15 protein-coding genes are annotated in these 17,500 nt (G+C 74.7%); 3 read left to right on the plus strand and 12 right to left on the minus strand.

The window, feature by feature from the left end; translation table 11 throughout:
- Positions 1-9 precede the first annotated feature (9 nt).
- Positions 10-939, minus strand: a complete 930-nt coding sequence (locus DMP15_RS23105; protein WP_337826431.1) for an AurF N-oxygenase family protein — start codon at positions 937-939, stop codon at positions 10-12.
- A 187-nt stretch (positions 940-1,126) separates the two neighbouring features.
- On the opposite strand from DMP15_RS23105, the gene DMP15_RS23110 reads away from it, so the two are divergent.
- Both DMP15_RS23110 and DMP15_RS23115 read left to right on the plus strand, forming a co-directional pair.
- On the plus strand, positions 1,127-1,948 hold the full coding sequence (locus tag DMP15_RS23110; RefSeq protein WP_073577182.1) for an MSCRAMM family protein: 822 nt from the start codon (positions 1,127-1,129) through the stop codon (positions 1,946-1,948).
- Complete coding sequence (locus tag DMP15_RS23115; protein ID WP_073577183.1) at positions 1,941-2,744, plus strand: YceI family protein; 804 nt, start codon at positions 1,941-1,943, stop codon at positions 2,742-2,744. The genes DMP15_RS23110 and DMP15_RS23115 overlap by 8 nt, the downstream gene beginning before the upstream one ends.
- A 99-nt stretch (positions 2,745-2,843) precedes the next feature.
- On the opposite strand, the gene DMP15_RS23120 is transcribed toward DMP15_RS23115, so the two are convergent.
- The 11 genes from DMP15_RS23120 to DMP15_RS23170 form a co-directional block, all read right to left on the minus strand.
- Positions 2,844-3,179 carry a hypothetical protein gene (locus DMP15_RS23120; protein ID WP_073577184.1) on the minus strand — a complete coding sequence of 112 codons (336 nt, stop codon included), beginning with the start codon at positions 3,177-3,179 and terminating at the stop codon, positions 2,844-2,846.
- 38 nt (positions 3,180-3,217) lie between these two features.
- The gene (locus tag DMP15_RS23125) at positions 3,218-4,513 is read right to left on the minus strand and encodes a YeeE/YedE family protein (RefSeq protein ID WP_083658919.1); all 1,296 of its coding nucleotides are present in this window, start codon (positions 4,511-4,513) and stop codon (positions 3,218-3,220) included.
- Between the two features lie 26 nt (positions 4,514-4,539).
- Complete coding sequence (locus DMP15_RS23130) at positions 4,540-6,549, minus strand: hypothetical protein (RefSeq protein WP_337826432.1); 2,010 nt, start codon at positions 6,547-6,549, stop codon at positions 4,540-4,542.
- A gap of 2 nt (positions 6,550-6,551) precedes the next feature.
- Complete coding sequence (locus tag DMP15_RS23135) at positions 6,552-8,384, minus strand: hypothetical protein (RefSeq protein WP_337826433.1); 1,833 nt, start codon at positions 8,382-8,384, stop codon at positions 6,552-6,554.
- Complete coding sequence (locus DMP15_RS23140) at positions 8,381-8,731, minus strand: hypothetical protein (RefSeq protein WP_062400879.1); 351 nt, start codon at positions 8,729-8,731, stop codon at positions 8,381-8,383. Before DMP15_RS23140 ends, DMP15_RS23135 begins: the two co-directional genes overlap by 4 nt.
- A gap of 735 nt (positions 8,732-9,466) precedes the next feature.
- Complete coding sequence (couO, locus tag DMP15_RS23145) at positions 9,467-10,339, minus strand: 4-hydroxyphenyl-beta-ketoacyl-CoA hydrolase (protein WP_434094286.1); 873 nt, start codon at positions 10,337-10,339, stop codon at positions 9,467-9,469.
- A 12-nt stretch (positions 10,340-10,351) separates the two neighbouring features.
- Positions 10,352-11,317 (minus strand): 3-hydroxyacyl-CoA dehydrogenase NAD-binding domain-containing protein, encoded by a 966-nt coding sequence (locus DMP15_RS23150; protein WP_337826434.1) that lies wholly within the window; start codon positions 11,315-11,317, stop codon positions 10,352-10,354.
- Entirely contained in the window at positions 11,314-13,260 is a 1,947-nt protein-coding gene (locus DMP15_RS23155) for an acetoacetate--CoA ligase (RefSeq protein WP_337826435.1), read from the minus strand. Before DMP15_RS23155 ends, DMP15_RS23150 begins: the two co-directional genes overlap by 4 nt.
- Entirely contained in the window at positions 13,257-14,033 is a 777-nt protein-coding gene (locus tag DMP15_RS23160) for a crotonase/enoyl-CoA hydratase family protein (RefSeq protein ID WP_073577191.1), read from the minus strand. The genes DMP15_RS23155 and DMP15_RS23160 overlap by 4 nt, the downstream gene beginning before the upstream one ends.
- The gene (locus DMP15_RS23165) at positions 14,030-15,538 is read right to left on the minus strand and encodes an acyl-CoA synthetase (RefSeq protein ID WP_337826436.1); all 1,509 of its coding nucleotides are present in this window, start codon (positions 15,536-15,538) and stop codon (positions 14,030-14,032) included. The genes DMP15_RS23160 and DMP15_RS23165 overlap by 4 nt, the downstream gene beginning before the upstream one ends.
- A 57-nt stretch (positions 15,539-15,595) precedes the next feature.
- Positions 15,596-16,075 carry a MarR family winged helix-turn-helix transcriptional regulator gene (locus tag DMP15_RS23170; RefSeq protein WP_304580177.1) on the minus strand — a complete coding sequence of 160 codons (480 nt, stop codon included), beginning with the start codon at positions 16,073-16,075 and terminating at the stop codon, positions 15,596-15,598.
- A gap of 85 nt (positions 16,076-16,160) precedes the next feature.
- On the opposite strand from DMP15_RS23170, the gene DMP15_RS23175 reads away from it, so the two are divergent.
- Positions 16,161-17,492: an MFS transporter gene (locus DMP15_RS23175; protein WP_073577193.1), complete on the plus strand. Its 1,332-nt coding sequence runs from the start codon at positions 16,161-16,163 to the stop codon at positions 17,490-17,492.
- Positions 17,493-17,500 lie beyond the last annotated feature (8 nt).

Consider the following 17,500-nt stretch of genomic DNA (forward strand, 5'->3'; position numbering starts at 1 on the left):
GGCTCCGGGTCAGATCAGGTTCGCGCGACGGTAGAAGTACAGCGCGGGCCTGGTCAGCAGGCCGCAGGATCCCAGGAACTCCATGAGCCCGGCGCAGGAGGAGCGCAGCAGCGCCTTGTGGTGCTCGTTGGCGGCCGCCTCGCGCAGGGCGCGCCGGGTGTCGAGGCCGACGTTGGCGTAGACCTTCTCGTTCCACATGCTGGTCACGATGAAGTACGCGGCCATCGCGACGGCCAGCGCCTGCCAGTGACGACGGACGGGGCCGGCGCCGCGCAGGTTCTCCTTGGTCTCCTCGCGGGCGAACTTCATGTGCCGCGACTCCTCCACCACGTGGATGTTGGAGATGGTCCGCACGAACGGGGCGACCCGCTCGTCGCGCATCCAGTCGCGCTGCATGACGTCGAGGACCTCCTCGGCGACCAGGATGGAGGCGTAGGCGGCCTCGCCCCGCCAGGTGGCGGCGCAGAAGCGGCCGAGCGCGACCGTGGAGCGCTTCGGGACGTACGCGGGGGCCCCGAGCTTCGCCGAGCCGCGGGCGAACATGATCGAGTGCCGGCACTCGTCGGCGATCTCGGTCAGGGCCCACTGGAACGACGGGTCGGTCGGGTCCTTGGCGTAGAAGTCCCGCAGGACCAGCTGCTGCAGGATCATCTCGAACCAGATACCGGTGGAGGCGACCGAGGCGGCCTCGTGGCGGGTCAGCTCCTTGCGCTTCGCCTCGGACAGCTCCGCCCAGTAGTCGGTGCCGTAGAGGCTGCTCCACTCCGGGCTCATGCCGTGGTCGTCGAGGTTCAGCGGGGTCTCCCAGTCCACCTGGGTGGACGGGTCGAACGACAGCTCCGCGGACGAACGCAGGAGACGCTCGGCGGTGTCGTGCCGGTCGGCGGCGTGCCGGACGTCCCCGGCCTCGAGCCCGTGCTCCGGAACGGTGGCGGTCATGGCGACTCCTCGCAGACAACGACGTCAGGTGCTGTAACCGCCGGTAACGTTACCACTGGTTACACGTGACGCAAGTCCCGGGATGCGGCACGACACGATCACCGGCCGCCGACACCGGTGCGGGTGACGCACCGTCCACCCGGGAGGGTTATCGTTGCGATGCGCAACTAACCTGGGAGGTCGCGACGTGACACCGGAACGGGACGGACCTGCGGTCGTCGGCACCGTGCGGGGGCGGTCCGGCACCCCCGTGCCGGGCGCGACCGTCACCGTCACCGACCTCGACGGGCGCCAGCACGGGCGGGCCGTCAGCGGCGGCGACGGCACCTACGCCGTGGCCCTGACCACCGGCGGGACCTACCTGGTGGTGACCCGCACCGACGGCGCCGGGCCCGACGCCGGGCTCGTCGCCGTCGTCGCCTCCCCCGCGCGGCACGACGTGACCGTCGCCGGCGGCGGCACGGTGCGGGGCACGCTGACCGACGCCGCGGGCCGCCCGGTCGGGGGCGCCGCCGTCACGCTGATCGACACCGCGGGCGAGGTCGTCGCGCACACGCCGACCGACCCGGCGGGCCGGTTCCTGGCCGACACCCCCGGCACCGGCCCGCACACCCTCACCGCGACCGCACCCGGGCACGGGCCGCTGGCCCGCACGGTCGACGCCGACCCGGCCGGGCCGCCGGTGGAGCTGCGTTTCCCGGCCCTGGCCGGGATCGCCGGCGTCGCGCGCAGCGGCGACGGCCGCCCGGTCCCCGGGGCGCGGATCGTGATCGGTGACAGCGACGGGCGCACCGTCGCCGAGACCACCACCGGCCGGGACGGCAGCTACGAGCTGCACGGGCTCCCGCCCGGACGGCACGAGCTGACGGCGAGCGGCTGGGCGCCGGTCGTCGTCGCGGTGCAGGTGGCGCGCGGCGCGACCACACCGGTCGAGGTGCGCTTCGGCGCCCCGGACCCGACCGACGACCGGATCGGCGACCCGACGAGGACGGAGCAGGGACGTGGCTGAGCTCTACGGACGGCTGAGCACCCCCGACGGCTGGCCGGTGACCGGCGCGACGGTCACCGTCATGGACGCCACCGGCGTGCAGCGGGGCCGGGGGGCCAGCCGGGCCGACGGCGGGTTCGCGGTGGCGGAGCTGGCCGCGGGGCCGCACACGGTCGTCGTCGCCGCGGCGGGGTACGAGCCGTCCGCGCGGGCGGTCTCACTGGCCGGGGACGGCACCGACCTGGGCCGCGTCGAGCTCGCCCGGGCGGGCGGCGCGGTGCTGCCCACCCCCGGCCTGTGGCGGATCGACCCGCAGCACTCCAGCATCCGGGCCACCGCGCTACACCTCGGGATGAGCCGCATCCACGGCAGGCTGCGCCGGTTCTCCGGCGACCTGCGGGTGGCCGACCCGTTCGAGGCCAGCTCGGTGAGCGTGTCGATCGACGCGGGCTCGGTGGACTCCGACGACCCCGACCGCGACACCCACCTGCGGACCGCGGACTTCCTCGACGTCGGGGCCCACCCGGCCATCGGCTATGAGGGCGACGGCCTGACCCGCGTCGACGCCACCCGCTGGACGGTGCACGGGATGCTGGCGCTCAAGGGCGTCAAGGCCCCCGTCGACCTGCACATGACCTACGGCGGCACCGGCCCCGACCTGTGGGGTGGCACCCGGGCGGCGTTCACCGCCACCACCGAGATCTCCCGCGACGAATTCGCGATCGACTGGAACCAGTCGGTGCTGGCCGGGGTCCTGGCCGTCGGCCGGACGCTGCGGATCGACCTCGACGTGCAGGCCGTCCTGCAGGAGGACTGACCCACCCCCGGCGCACGACCGGCCCGCCCGGACCCGCGGTCCGGGCGGGGCGGCCGGCTCGGCCCGGGCGGCCCTGTGCACAGCAGCCCGGGGCGGGTCTCAGCTCAGGCCGTCCAGCACGCCGAACGCGGGCGCGGTCAGGTCGACCGGCTTCAGCAGGTCCTCGGGCGCCACCGCCGCCGGGACGTCCTTCAGCAGGTACACCGGGGTGTTGCCGTCCGCGCGGTCGCCTGCGGACTCGTTGAGGTCGGCCGAGTCGGAGGGGTGGGCCTCGCCGTCGTAGTGCCAGACGGAGCCGTCGTAGTGCGCATCGCCGTGGCCGTGGCGGCTGCCGTGGTGGCCCTCGTCGGCGTGCGCGAGGCCGCCGGCCAGGGTGGCCAGCGCCCCCGCGCCGGCGACGGCGGCCAGCGCGCGGACGGTGGTACGTGCGGTCATCGTGTGAACCTCTCTCGTGGGGGGAGCGTCCGGCCGGCTCAGCAGAGCGAGTCGGCAGGCTTGGGGTTGGTCAGGCCGAACAGCGGCCGCAGCCGTAGCCCGACCCAGGTGCCGCCGAGTGCGACGACGGCCCAGATCCAGCCGTGCAGGCTGAACGAGGCGATGCCGGAGAAGTAGGCACCGATGTTGCAGCCGCCCGCGAGACGCGCGCCGTAGCCCATGGCGATGCCGCCGAGGACCGCGCCGAGGGCGAGCTTCCACGGGATCCGCTTGTGCAGCACGAACGCGCCGCCCACCGCGGAGGCCACCAGCGCGCCGATCATGATGCCGACGTCGAGGTTGGAGATGCGGTCGGCCAGCACCGGGGCGGCCAGCGACCGCGCGTTCGCCGGGGCCTGCCAGTACGCCAGCCCCGCCATGTCGAACCCGACGGCCTGCAGGAGCTTCGAGCCCCACAGCGCGAACGCCGAGGTCACGCCCCACGGGGCGGCGGAGACGAACAGGACCGCCGCGTTGAGCACGGCGAGCACGACCGCGCCGACCCACATCGGCCACGATCCGCGCAGGATCCGCGCGACGCCGCGCGCCGACGGCGGGCGCTCCACCGGCGGCGGGGTGCGGCGCCGGGCGACCACCCAGGTGACCGCGGTGATCGCGGCCGTCACGAGCAGGGTGGCGGCGACGGCGCCGGGGTAGCCGAGCAGCTGGGCCAGGTTGACGCTCGGGCCCTGCGGCACGGTCTGCGTCCAGAAGGTGTGGGTGAACACCGCGAACATCGAGCCGACGACGAACCCGAGCAGGGTCAGCACGATCGCGGACTGCCCGCTGCCGACGGCGAACAGCGTGCCCGAGGCGCACGACCCGCCGACCTGCATGCCGACGCCGAACAGGAACGCGCCGACGACGAGCCCGATGCCGATCGGGTTGGTGAACCCCTTCGGCTCGCCGGCGAGGGCGAACCCGGACGAGAGGATCACCGCGAACAGCACCGACGCCGTCGCCAGCATGACCATGTGCGCGCGGATCGCGGCGCCCTGCCCGACGGCGACGAGCTGGCGCCAGCCGGAGGTGAAGCCGAACCGGGAGTGGAACAGGGTGAAGCCCAGGGCCAGGCCGAGCGCGGCGGTGCCGACCATCGTCGCCGGGGCCACCGTGCCCACCCCGACCAGGAACAGCACGGCCAGGACCAGGCCGACGGCGACGACCCGCCACTGCGGCGGGGCGGCGGCGCGGTCCTGCGGCCCGAACGCGGTGCGCCCGCTGCCGGGCAGCTCGCGCAACGCGCGGGCCAGTGTGCCCGGCGACCGGCCGGGCGGGTCCTTCGTGATCGACACGGGAGCCTCCTCGTGGGTGGTGCTGGTCAGGGGGTGGGTCCGGCGGGGGCGCCGGTCCCGGGGTCGGTGTCCGCCCGCCCGGGCCCGGTCAGCGCGGAGCCGATCCGGACGATCGCGCCGCCCGGGAACCAGGCGGCCTCGTTGGGGGCACCGTGGTGCCCGCCGTCGTCGTCGGCGGCGGTCATCGGCACGCTCACCGGGGCGGCACCGTACAGAGCCGGTGCCGGGTCGGTGTAGGCCTCTCCGGTCGTCGCCGCCCAGGTGCGCAGCCCCGACAGCGACGGGGCGGATCCCGGTGCGACGGCGGCGAGCGTCCGGACGTAGCGCTGCGGGACCTGTTCCTGCGGGCCGAAGTCCAGCGGGAGCAGGGTGCCCGGGCTCTGCCCGAGCACTCCCCCGGTCAGCAGCCACGGCGCGAGGTAGGTCCCGCCGAGCGCGGTCGGCGTGGTCTGCGCCGCGCGGGCGGTGTCGCGGACCGTCGTCGCGGCGTGCTGCCAGCCGGACACGACGACCAGGGCGTCGTCCGGGCCGGGGGCCGGGCGCACCGGCAGCCCGGCGGCACCGGCCGCGGTGCGGACGACGTCGGCGGCCGCACGGGAGCGGGGCGACACGTCACCGGCGATCGCCAGACCCGGCGCCCCCTGGGAGGCGAGCGCGCGGACGGTGCCGCGCAGCGCCAGGGCGTCGGCCGGGTCGAGCCCCTCCGACGGGCACGGGCCGGGTGCGGGGTCGCCCCCGGCCAGGATCCGCCCGACGGCGGCGGACAGGCACTCCGGCCCGTCGGCACCGCTCGCGCCGGCGGGGGCGGTCCGGTCGGTGCCGACGTCGACCGGCACCGCGCGGGCCAGTCCCCCGGCGGTGAGGGTGATCGAGGTGGTGCCCTCGGGCAGGTCGACCAGTGCCCAGCCGCCCGGGGCGCCGGAGCGGGCCGTGAACGGCACGTCGCGGTCACCGGTGCGGACGGCGTAGCCGGCGGGGGCGCCGGTGTCCCCGTGCCCGGCGGGCATCGTGGCGTCGGGCCCGGTCACGGTGCCCCCGGCGCCGGTGAGCTGGACGAGGTTGGGGCCGGGGCGCATCGGGGAGACCGCCAGGGTGAGCGGTCCGGCGCCGAGGTCGACCGAGCGCAGCAGGGCCTGTCCCGGGACGGCCGCGGGCGCCGGCGCCGGGAGGGCGGCGAGCAGCGACGCCGCACCGACGGCGACGACCGCGGCCAGCGCGGCGGGGGTGCGGACGCGGTCGCGCACCTCGTCGGCGCGGACCCTGTTGGCCGCGCGGCGGATCAGCAGCGTCTCGGCGAGCAGCAGGGCCGCGACCGCGGCCGGGGCCACGACCGTCACCAGCGCGGCGCGGCCGAAGCCGGTGCCGTGCACGTCGGTGAGCGAGAACGGCCCGGCGACGGCGAGCCGCACCGCGGCGAGCACGGCCCCCACCGTGCCCGCCGCGATGCCGAGCACGCGCACCCGGGCGGGCCGCGTGTCGTCATCGGTGCGGGTGGTGACCAGGTGCACCGCCGCACCGGCGGCCAGGGACCCGGCGACGGCGTACCCGGCGTCCGGCGCGAACCACGGAGCGCCGGGGGTGCCGGCGAGCTGGAGGACCAGCAGCGCGGTCACGGCGGCTGCGGGCAGCACGGCGAGTACCGGGCGGGGACCGACGAGCAGCGCCGGTACCGCGACCGTGACCAGGAGGAGGAACAGGGTCCAGCCGGTGAGCCCGGCGCCGGACCGGGTCACCGCGGCAACCGCGGCGGAGACGGCGACGAGCGCCGCGACTCCCGCGACGACCCGCTCGGCGCGTCCGGGCGCACCGGCCAGGACCCGGACCAGACCGGTTCCGGCCACCACGGCGAGCGCGATGAGCAGGACCAGCCGCAGGGCCGTGTCCGCGAACGGCACGCCGTCGAAGGGTCCTCGGGCGAGGACCGCCGGGGCGGCCCCCGCCACTGCACGGAGCAGGGCGGGGGCGTCGTCCCCGGCCGGGCCGGCGGGCAGGAGCCCGCCGGCCGGCACGAGCGTCACGATCGACGAGGGGGACATCATCAGTCCTTGATGTCCTCGTCGGCCGCGACGAACAGCATCGAGTGCGGCTTGGCGTTGCCGAAGTCGCCGTGCGGCCAGTGCCGGCGGTTGAAGCTCACGCACGTGTCGCCGGTGTCCTCGTCCGTGAACGACTCGTCCAGGCTCAGCGTGCCGTCCGGGGCGACGTCGGTCATGCACAGGCGGTGGTCGCCGTCGAGCCCGGTGCGGGCCACGAAGTAGTTCGCGGTCGCGAGGCGCGTGGGCCGGTCCGTGTGGCGGTAGTAGCCGTCGTCACCGCGCTCCAGATTGTCCAGCGCGCCCCAGTGCGGGCCCGCGCCGGTCCGGTCCGGGTTGATGCCGACCGTGCCCTTGATCGTCGGGCAGTCGCTCTCGGCGCCACCGGCGGTGGTCTCCTCGATCGTGTCGATCGAGCACTGCGGCGCGTTGCCGGAGGCCAGGAGCTTCTCGATGTCGAGTGCGATGACCCCGCCCGCGGTGCCCTTGTCGTCCGGGCCCAGCGTGCCGGCCTTGCGACCGATCGTGGCGTGGTAGAGCGTCGTGTCGTCGGCGCTGGTCTGGATCCAGCCGCCGTTGGCGCTCGGGCCGCCGTTCTCGCCACCGACACCCAGCTCGGGCGCAGAGGTCCCCAGGTCGAAGACCTCCTTCCACTCCGGGTTCTCGGCGGTGATGTCCGGCGTGTAGAAGATCGCGCCACCCTGCATGGTCTGAGCGAACGCGCCCCGGTTCTCCGGCCGGTTGGTGACCGTGGTCTCCATGACGGCGCGGTTCTCATTGCGCAGCGGGTCCACGCCGTTGCTGCGCGGACCGGTCGGCAGGTATTGCACCGACGTGACCTTCGGCTTGTTCAGGTCCGAGATGTCCCAGGTCCGCACGGTGGGCCGGCGCAGGTACGGCGACGGGTTCTTCACCGGGTCGAGGATGATCGAACGCGGCTCCGCGTAGTCACTGGTGACCATGGTGTTCAGGTCCTCGCGGACCTGGATGCCGTGCGGGTTCGCGCAGGTGGGGTTGCCCAGGGCCGGCATGTTGAGGCACTGGGTCGGGTCCTCGGGCGTCTCGGTCGCGGCCGGGGCCTCGACGAGGTTCCTGCCCTCCTCGTCGAACCGGATCACCGAGCCGGGAGAGCCCGCGAAGCCGTTGCCGGTGCGGACCTCGCCGCCTGAGTAACGGCACGGCCCCGGGGCGACGGGGCCGCCCATGTAGGTGCCGTAGGCGGTGCCGTCCTTGAGGACCCAGTAGGCGTCCGGCACCGAGCCGCAGAGCGTCTGCGACGGCAGCGAGATGCCCGACAGCCTGATCTCCGGCAGCGCCGCGACGTCGAAGACGTAGGTGGCCGCGGAGAACAGGCCGCCCGCGTAGATCTTGTCGCCCTTGCGCCACGAGTACTGCATGTGGTGCGGCTCGTTCTCCACGAGCGGGCCAACGGTCGCGGTGTTGACGACCTTGCCGTAGTCCGGGGTGCCCTTGGTGACGTCGACGACGGCCAGGAAGTCCGGACCGGGGAGTGCGTCGCGGACCTTGTCGACCGGGTCGAGCAGCGACCCCGGCAGGTTGCGCACGTCGGCGACCGCGGTGTCGGCGACGTTCTCGTCACCGGCCCAGACCAGCGCGTACTCCTTCTTGGGCCCGTCGGCGGACTGCTGACGGGCCTCCGGCGTGAGGTTGTTCTCGACCCAGTAGTTCTTGCCGTCGGCGCCGGTGACCTCGGACTTGACCTTGTCGATCGTTCCCTGGGCCGACGCGGGGATCGCGACGACCCCGGCGACGACGGCGGCGCTCGCGAGGGCGATGAGCCCCCGCCGCGCCCAGCGGGACTGCGGGAGCAGGCTCATTCGCCCGCTCCGCCGGACAGGAAGGTCGGGGTGATCTGCTTCGGCGCCTTCGACACGACGTCGACCAGGCCGGCGGCGGGGACGCCCGCGGGGGCGAAGTCGCGCAGCTGCTGGATCGGCTGGTCGGAGTCGAACGCCTCGTAGGACGACTCGACCGGGGGCGCGGTCGGCGCCGGGTCGGGCTGGTCGTCGTTCGGGGCGCTGAGGATCGGGCCGAGGTCGGGGACCAGGTCCGGGGTGGCCGCCTGGGCCGCCCCGGACAGGCCGATCAGGGCGGTGCCGGCGAGAGCGGCGCCGCCGGCGATCAGCCGGGCCCGGGACGCGGACCGTGCGCGGTGCTGAGGCACGACGTGTCTCCTTCTTTCGTGACGGGGAGTGAAGTGGAGTCCGATGTGGACATCCGCCGAGCGGCGAGCCGCGACGTCGTCCGTCGTGGACGGCGCCGCGGGGCGCGGGCAGGTGCGGGCGTGCGCCACGAGGGGCCGTCGGACCCCGCCCTCCCGGGCCGCCGGGGGGGGACGGGGCGGGAGGTCCGCGCGGGGGCGCGGTGGTGTCGGGGAGTGCGGGGGGCGGTCCCGTGGCTACCGCGGCTGCGGACCCCGTGCCGGGGACGGCGTGCGGCGGAGCGCGGGCGCGCCCCGGGAGCCGGGCGCGGTCAGACGCCGGAACAGAGCGCGCTCGCCTGGCGGCGCAGGTCGACGTGGCGCCGAACCGCGAACCGGGAGACGAGGTGCATGGGAATCAGTAAACAGACCCGTTCGGGCCAACTCGACACCGGACAGGTCCACATCATGGGAACGGGGTCGCAGAGCCGCGAGATCGGGCGCGGGGAGTGACCTGGGCTACTCCGTACGGACCGGGACGACCCGCCCCGCGGTGCCGGAACAGGGCGAAACGAATCACCTGATCGTGTCAACGACGTCGGGAACCGGTTCGCTTCGAGGCTCTGACCTGGGACGACGTACGACGCGACGGGCCGTACGGGAACCCGTCCGGACAACCCGGGCGGCCGTCGATCCCGTGACCGGCACGAGCGAGGGGTCCGGTGCCGCATCCGGCACCGGACCCCTCACCGTCGACGATCACCCCAGTCCGAGCATCCGCACCGCGTTGTCCTTGAGGATCATCGGCCGGACGTCGGGCTTCATCTCGAGGGTCTCGAAGTCCGCGAGCCACCGGTCGGGGGTGATGACCGGGTAGTCCGAGCCGAACAGCACCTTGCGGCGCAGCATCGTGTTCGCGGCCCGCACCAGCTGCGGCGGGAAGTACTTCGGCGACCAGCCCGACAGGTCGATGTACACGTTGGACTTGTGGGTGGCGATCGAGATCGCCTCGTCCTGCCAGGGCACCGACGGGTGGGCGAGCACCACGGTGAGGTCGGGATGGTCGGCGGCGACGTCGTCGAGCAGCATCGGGTTCGAGTAGCGCAGCTTGATCCCACGTCCGCCCGGCAGTCCGGCGCCGATCCCGGTCTGTCCGGTGTGGAACAGCGCGGGCACGCCCAGCTCGGCGATGGCCTCGTAGAGCGGGTAGAAGCGCACGTCGTCGGGTTCGAAGGCCTGCAGGCTGGGGTGGAACTTGAAGCCGCGGACCCCGTGCTCGGTGACCAGCCGGCGGGCGCGGGCGACGGCCGCCTTGCCGGTGTGCGGGTCGACCGAGCCGAACGGGATCAGGACGTCGTCGTGCGCGGCGGCCGCGTCGGCGATCTCCTCGCTGGACAGCGGCGGGTGCCCGGTGCCCGACGGCGCGTCGACGGTGAACACCACCGCGGCGATCCGGCGTGCCCGGTAGTGCTCGGCGATCGCGTCGATGGTCGGGGTGCGGTCCTGGTCGGCCTTGAAGTACTTCGCCGAGGCGTCGAGCAGCTCCTGGTCGAGGGCCAGACAGCCGTGGCCGTCCTGTTCGACGTGGACGTGCACGTCGATCGCGTCGACGGCAGCGAGGTCGATGGGCATGGGGAACCTCCGTCAGGGGAGCTCGGTACGGGACTTGGCCTCGAGCAGCGCGGCCAGGACGCTGTCGCGGCGGGCGGCGAGCACGGGGCCGTCGAGGTCGCCCAGCTCGTCGCGGACGCCGTCGACGAGCGTCGCGGCCAGCTCGGGCGTGAGCGTGACCCGGCCGAGGTCGCGCCACCACCGCTCCGTGGGCGGACCGAGATGCTGCAGGATGTGCGCGAGGCCGCCGGGGCCGCCGGACAGGTGCTGGTTGGCGAACGGGCCGAGCACCGCCCAGCGCAGGCCGGGGCCGTGGGAGATGGCGGCGTCGACGTCGGCGACCGTCGCGACACCCCGCTCGACCAGCGAGTACGCCTCCTGCCACAGCGCGGCCTGCAGCCGGTTGGCCAGGTGGCCCGGCACCTCGGCCCGCAGCCGGACCGGCCGCTTGCCCAGCGCGGTGTAGAAGGCGAGCGCGGCCTCGACGGCGGACTCCGCCGTCCGCTCCCCCGGCACGACCTCGACCAGCGGGATGACCTGCGGCGGGTTGAACGGGTGCCCGACGAGCACCCGCTCGGGGTGCCGGGCGGCGCCGCGGGCGATCGTCGTCGGCAGGAGGCCCGAGGAGCTGGAGGCGAGCACGACGCCGGGGGCGGCGGCGGAGTCCAGCTCGGCGAACAGGGTGTGCTTGAGGTCCTCGCGCTCGGGGCCGTTCTCCTGCACGAAACCGGCGGGCCCGGCGGCGTCAGCGGCGCTGCCGGCGAACACCAGGTTCGCCACCGGCAGCGGGCCGTCGTGGCCGGGGAACGGGCCGAGCGCGGCGAGGTCGGCACGCAGCCGGTCCTCGGCGCCCGGTGCGGGGTCGAAGGCGCGCACGTGCAGGCCGCGGGCCAGGAACAGCGCCGTCCAGCCGACGCCGATCACCCCCGTCCCGACGACGGCGACGGTGCCGACCCCGGCCGCGGCACCGGCGCCGCCGGGGGTCCCGGGCGCGCTCACGCCGGCGTCCCGGAGGCGAAGTGGACGAACGCGTCGAGCGCGGTCGGGTCGGCGAGCACGTCGCGGGAGGCGACGTCGTCGACGGCGGCGCCGAGCAGGATGCGCTTCACGGGGACCTCCAGCTTCTTGCCGGTGCGGTTGCGCGGCACGACCGGCACCGCCTCGATCCGGTCCGGGACGTGGCGCGGGGTGAGCTCGCCACGCAGCGCGGTGCGGATCCGGGTGACCAGGGCGTCGTCGAGGGGGGTGCCGTCGGCGGGCTGCACGAACAGCAGCAGCTCACCGTTGCCGCCCGCGGGGTCCTCCAGGTGCACCACGAGCGAGTCCTCGACCTCGGGCAGTTCCTCGACGACGCGGTAGAACTCGGCGGTCCCCAGCCGGACGCCGCCCCGGTTGAGGGTGGCGTCGGAGCGGCCGGCGACGACCGCGGAGCCGTCGGCCGAGAAGCGGACCCAGTCGCCGTGCCGCCATACCCCGGGCCAGGTGGCGAAGTAGGTGTCGCGGTAGCGGCTGCCGTCGTCGTCGCCCCAGAAGCCGACGGGCATCGACGGCATGGGGGCCCGGATGACCAGCTCGCCGAGCTCGTCGACGACCGGGCGGCCCGCGTCGTCGACGGCGGCGGCGTCGACCCCGAGACAGGGCCCGGAGATCTCGCCGGACCACACCGGCTGGAAGGGGCTCCCCTGCACGATGCCGGAGCAGACGTCGGTGCCGCCGCTGCCCACGTTGAGCAGTACCTCGGGGCCGAACTGCTCGGCCACCCAGCGGTAGCCCTCCGGCGGGAGAGGGCTTCCGGCGGCGCCGATCTGGCGGACCGCGGACAGGTCGTGCTCGGCGGCCGGGCGCAGGCCCGCGGCGCGCGAGGCCATGAGGAACCCGGGGCTGGCACCCAGCAGCGTCGCGCCGGTCTCGGCGGCGAGACGCCACTGCCACCCGAGGTCGGGGTGGGCCGGGTTGCCGTCGATCAGCACGATCGAGGCCTGCCGCAGCAGCCCGGACACCAGCGCGTTCCACATCATCCAGGCGGTCGTGGAGTACCAGAGGATCCGGTCGCCGGGGCCGAGGTCCCAGCTCAGGGCGTGGTTCTTGAGGTGCTCGACCAGGATGCCGCCGTGGCCGTGCACGATCGCCTTGGGCAGCCCGGTGGTGCCGGAGGAGAACAGCACGCACAGCGGGTGGTCGAACGGGACCGGGTCGGCGCCCGGCTCCGGGTCGGCGGCCAGCAGCTCGTCCCAGGTCATCGCGTCGGGCACGGTGTGCGGCCCGTACGGCACGGCGACGACGTGGCGCACCCCGGGCAGCCCGGCGCGCAGGGCGGCGACCTCGTCACGGCGGTCGACGTCGCGCCCGGCCCAGCCGTAGCCGCCGACGGTGAGCAGCACGACCGGGTCGACCTGGCCGAACCGGTCGAGCACGCTGCGGGCGCCGAACTCGGGGGCACAGCTCGTCCAGACCGCGCCGAGCGAGGCGGTCGCGAGGAACGCGACGACGGTCTCGGGCAGGTTCGGCAGGTACGCCGCGACGCGGTCGCCGCGGCCGACGCCGAGCCTGCGCAGCCCGGCCCGGGCGCGGGCGACCTGCTCGCGCAGCCCGCCCCAGGTGAGCTCCACCCGGTCGCGGGTCTGGGAGTACGCGACGACGGCGACGTCGTCCTCGGGGCCGTCCAGGGCGTGCGCGGCGTAGTTCAGCGTCGCGCCGGGGAACCACTCGGCGCCGGGCATCCCCCGCCGCCCGAGCACCGCCCGGGGCGGGGTGTCGAACCGGACGCCGAGGTGGGTCGCGACCGCGGACCAGAACGCCTCGGGCTCGGTCACCGACCAGCGGTGCAGCGCGGCGTAGTCGGGCAGGGTCAGGCCGTGCCCGCGCTCGACGGCGGTGACGAACCGGCCGATCTCGGTGGTCTCCCGGACGTCGTCGGCGACGGGGCGCAGCAGCTCGCTCACCGGCTCACCTTCCCGCCGCGGCCGTCGAGGAAGGCCCGCATCCGCTCCTGGGCCTCGGCGCTGGACGAGGCGACGGCGGCGACCAGCGACTCCATCATGAAACCGTGGTCCGGGGAGGCCTCGGCGATCCGCGGCAGCGCCTGGAGCACCGCGACGTTGGTGATCGCCGAGTTCCCGGCGACGGTGCGGGCCAGCTCGCAGGCGCGGGCCAGGCCCTCCCCCGGACCGGTGCGGTAGTGCGACAGGCCGAGCGTGTGGCCCTCGTCGGCGTCGAGGACGCGGCCGGTCAGCATCATGTCGGTCATCCGGTGCACGCCGATCAGCCGCGGCACCCGCACCGACCCGCCGCCACCGACGAACAGGCCGTGCTGGCCCTCGGGCAGCGCGTAGAAGGTGGAGTCCTCGGCGACGCGCAGGTGGGTGGCCGAGGCCAGCTCCAGCCCGCCGCCGACGACGGCGCCCTTGAGCACCGAGACGACCGGCAGCCGTCCCTCGGCGAGCCGGGCGAACGCGCGGTGCCACATCCGGGAGTGCTCCATCGCCGCGACGACGTCGCGGTCGCCGAGCTCGGACAGGTCCAGCCCGGCGCAGAAGTGGTCGCCCTCGGCGTCGAGGACGACGGCGCGCACCCCCTCGGGCGGGCGGGCGAAGAAGTCCTCGATACCGAGCACGGTCGCGTCGTCGAGGGCGTTGCGCTTGCGGGGCCGGGACAGGCGCAGCACGGCCACCTCGCCCTGGCGTTCCACGATCAGCGACTCCGGCAGAGAACTCACGACAGCTCCTCGGCGACGGCCGCGGCCGCACGCAGGTCGACGCGCCGGACCTTGCCGGACGCGTTGCGGGGCAGCTCGTCGACGAACCGCACGTACTTCGGGACCTTGTAGCGCGCCAGCCGCCCGGCGAGCAGCGCGCGCACCGCGTCGGCGTCGAGGTCGGTGCCGGGGCGCAGCTGCACGTAGGCCGCGCCGACCTCGCCCCAGCGTTCGTCGGGGACCCCGACGACGGCGCAGTCGGCGATGTCGGGATGGGTGACCGCGACCGCCTCGACCTCGGCCGGGTACACGTTCTCGCCGCCCGAGATGATCATGTCCTTGACCCGGTCGACGGCGAACGCCCAGCCGTCCTCGCCGGCCCGGAGCACGTCGCCGGTGCGGAACCACTCCCCGCGCCGCGACGCCGCGGTCTCGTCCGGGCGGTTCCAGTAGCCGGGGCTGACGTGCGGCCCGCGGACCAGCAGCTCGCCGGGCTCGTCGTCGAGGGGGGCGAGCTCGCCGTCGCGCTCGACGGCGACGTCGGTGAAGAAGTGCGGCACCCCGACCGAGGTCGGCGGGTGCGCGGCCGTACCGTCGCGGGTCGCCATGTGCACCCCGGGCGAGGCCTCGGTCATCCCGTAGCCCTGCTGCAGCGCGACGCCGCGCTCCAGCCAGGCCCTGGCGACCCGCTCCTGCACCGGGGACCCGCCGTAGACCACGGTGCGCAGCGACGACAGGTCCGTGCCCGCGAACGACGGGGACTCGCACAGCATCTGCAGCATCGTCGGGACGGCGGCGAAGCTGGTGATCCCGGCCTCGGCGATCCGGCCCAGGACCGCCGCCGGGTCGAACCGGGCGACCAGCTCGACGCTGCCGCCCTTGAACAGCGTGGGCAGCGTGACCTGGGAGAGCCCGACGCAGTGGAACAGCGGCGAGATGCACAGCGTGCGCTCGTCCGAGCAGACGTCGACGTGGGCGAGCTGGTTGACCGTGTTCCAGGTCAGGTTGCCGTGGGTCAGCACCGCCGCCTTCGGACGACCGGTGGTGCCAGAGGTGTAGAGCAGCACGGCCGGGGCGTCGAGACCGGCACCGGCGTCGTCGCGGGCGGGCCCGCGGGCGAGGTCCTCGACGCCGCGCACGACCGGGATCCGCGGCGCGGTCGCGGCGACGAGGTCGTCGGCATCGGCGCCGTGCACGAGCAGCGTCGCGCCGCAGTCGTCGAGCATGTAGCCGACCTCGGCGGGGGCCAGGCGGTAGTTCAGCGGGACCGCGACCGCGCCGAGCCGCCACGCCGCGAAGCAGGTCTCCAGGGTGGCGACGGCGTTCACCCCGAGCCAGGCGACCCGGTCCCCCGGCCCGACGCCCCGCTCCGCCAGACCGCCGGCGATCCGGGCTGCGCGCCCGGCCAGCTCGGCGTGGTCGACCGCCCGCTCCCCGTCGGACAGGGCCGGGGCGTGCGGACTGATCCGCGCGCGGCGGGCGGGCCAGGTACCCAGCCCGAGGCCGGGACCGGTGATCGGGCTCATGGGGCTCCCTCGCTCCTTCATATCAAGCAAGTTGATAGCAAGGTGCTTGCCATGGGGTCAAGCATCGCCGTCCGGCGGGACCCCGTCGCGACCGGCCAGGGCGGCGAGGCACCGTTCGAGGGCGTCGGCGAACACCTCGGCCTGGTCGGGCTCCAGCGCGTCGAGCATCCGGCGCTCGACGACCCCGGCCGCGGTGTGGCAGCGGGCCAGCGTCGCGTCGCCGTGCGGGGTGAGCCAGACCTGCAGGATCCGGCGGTTCTCCGGGTCCGGCCGGCGCTCGACGATCCCGTCGCGCTCCATCGCGGCGACGAGCTGCTGCATCGCCTGCGGGGTCACGAAGTGCCGTCGCGCGAGCTGCGCCGAGGACAGCCCGCCGCGGCGCTCCAGCACGCTGAGCGCGGTGTACTGGGCCAGCGTCACGCCCAGCGGGCGCAGCGCCTCCTCCATCCGGGCCCGCTCGGCCATCTGCAGACGCTTGACCAGGTAGGTCAGCCGCTGTCCCCGCGTCCCCGTCGGTACCGACGCCGCATCCGTCACGTGTGCGATCCTAACGATCGTGGCGCTGATCACAAGTAACTTGCTATAAAGCTGCTTTCCATCTCACGGAAGGCAGGGAGCTGCGATGACGCACCCCCGGTTCTCCTCGACCCAGCGCCGGCGCGCGGTCCTGTCGAGCTACCTCGGCAGCCTGATCGAGTACTACGACTTCCTGCTGTACGCGACGGCCTCGGCCGTCGTGTTCAACGCGGTCTTCTTCTCCGACCTCGACCCGCTGGTCGGCACCGTCGCCGCCTTCGGCACGCTGGCCACCGGCTACCTGGCCCGCCCGCTCGGCGGGATCGTGTTCGGCCACTTCGGGGACCGCGTCGGGCGCAAGAGGATGCTGGTCATCAGCATGGTCGTGATGGGCGTGGCGAGCACCCTGATCGGCCTGCTGCCGACCTACGCGCAGGTCGGCGCGCTGGCCCCGGTGCTGCTGATCGTCCTGCGGGTCGTGCAGGGCATCGCGGTCGGCGGCGAGTGGGGCGGCGCGGTGCTGATGTCGGCCGAGCACGCGTCGTCGCGGCGCGGGCTGTGGGCGAGCTTCACCAACGCGGGCGCGCCGAGCGGCATGGTGCTGTCGACGCTGGTGCTGGCGCTGTCGGCGTCGCTGACCGGGGACGCGTTCCTGACCTGGGGCTGGCGGATCCCGTTCCTGCTGAGCGTGGTGCTGCTGGGCATCGGCCTGTTCGTCCGGCTGTCGGTCACCGAGACCCCGGTGTTCGCCGCGGCGGCCGCCGCACAGCCGACGACGCCGGCCCGCGCCCCGCTGCTGGAGGTGCTGTCCCGGCCGCGCAACCTGCTGCTCGCCGTCGGCGTGGGGTTCGGGGCCTTCGTCGCGCAGGGGACGCTCACCACGTTCCTGATCTCCTACGCCGTCGGTGCCGGGTTCGAGCGCCAGACCGTGCTGAACGCGCTGACGCTGTCCTCGCTGGTCGCCATCGTGGGGATCATCGGCTTCTCCGCGCTGTCGGACCGGGTCGGACGACGGCCGGTCGTCCTGGGCGGGGCGGTCGCCACCGGGCTGTGGTGCGTCGCCGTCTTCCCGATGATCGACACCGGCTCGGCGGTGCTGCTCACCCTCGCCGTGGTGGTCGGTCAGGGCGTGACGCACGCGGCCTGGTTCGGGCCGTCCGCGGCGCTGTACTCGGAGATGTTCTCCACCGGCTCGCGCTACACCGGGGCCTCGCTGGGCTACCAGATCTCCGGGATGGGCGCGGGCCTCTCGCCGGTGCTGTTCGCGTCGCTGCAGGCCGCCGGGTTCGGCACCGGGACGCTGTCGGCGGTGATCGGGGCGCTGGCGCTGGTCTCGGTCGGGTCGGTGCTCGCCCTGCGCGAGACCTCCCGCGACGGGCTGGACGACCCGGACGTCCCCGCCCCCGCCGGCACCACCGGGAGGACCGCGACCCGCTGACCCGGCGG

This window comes from Pseudonocardia sp. UM4_GMWB1, assembly GCF_017312155.1.
Lineage (GTDB): Bacteria > Actinomycetota > Actinomycetes > Mycobacteriales > Pseudonocardiaceae > Pseudonocardia > Pseudonocardia alni.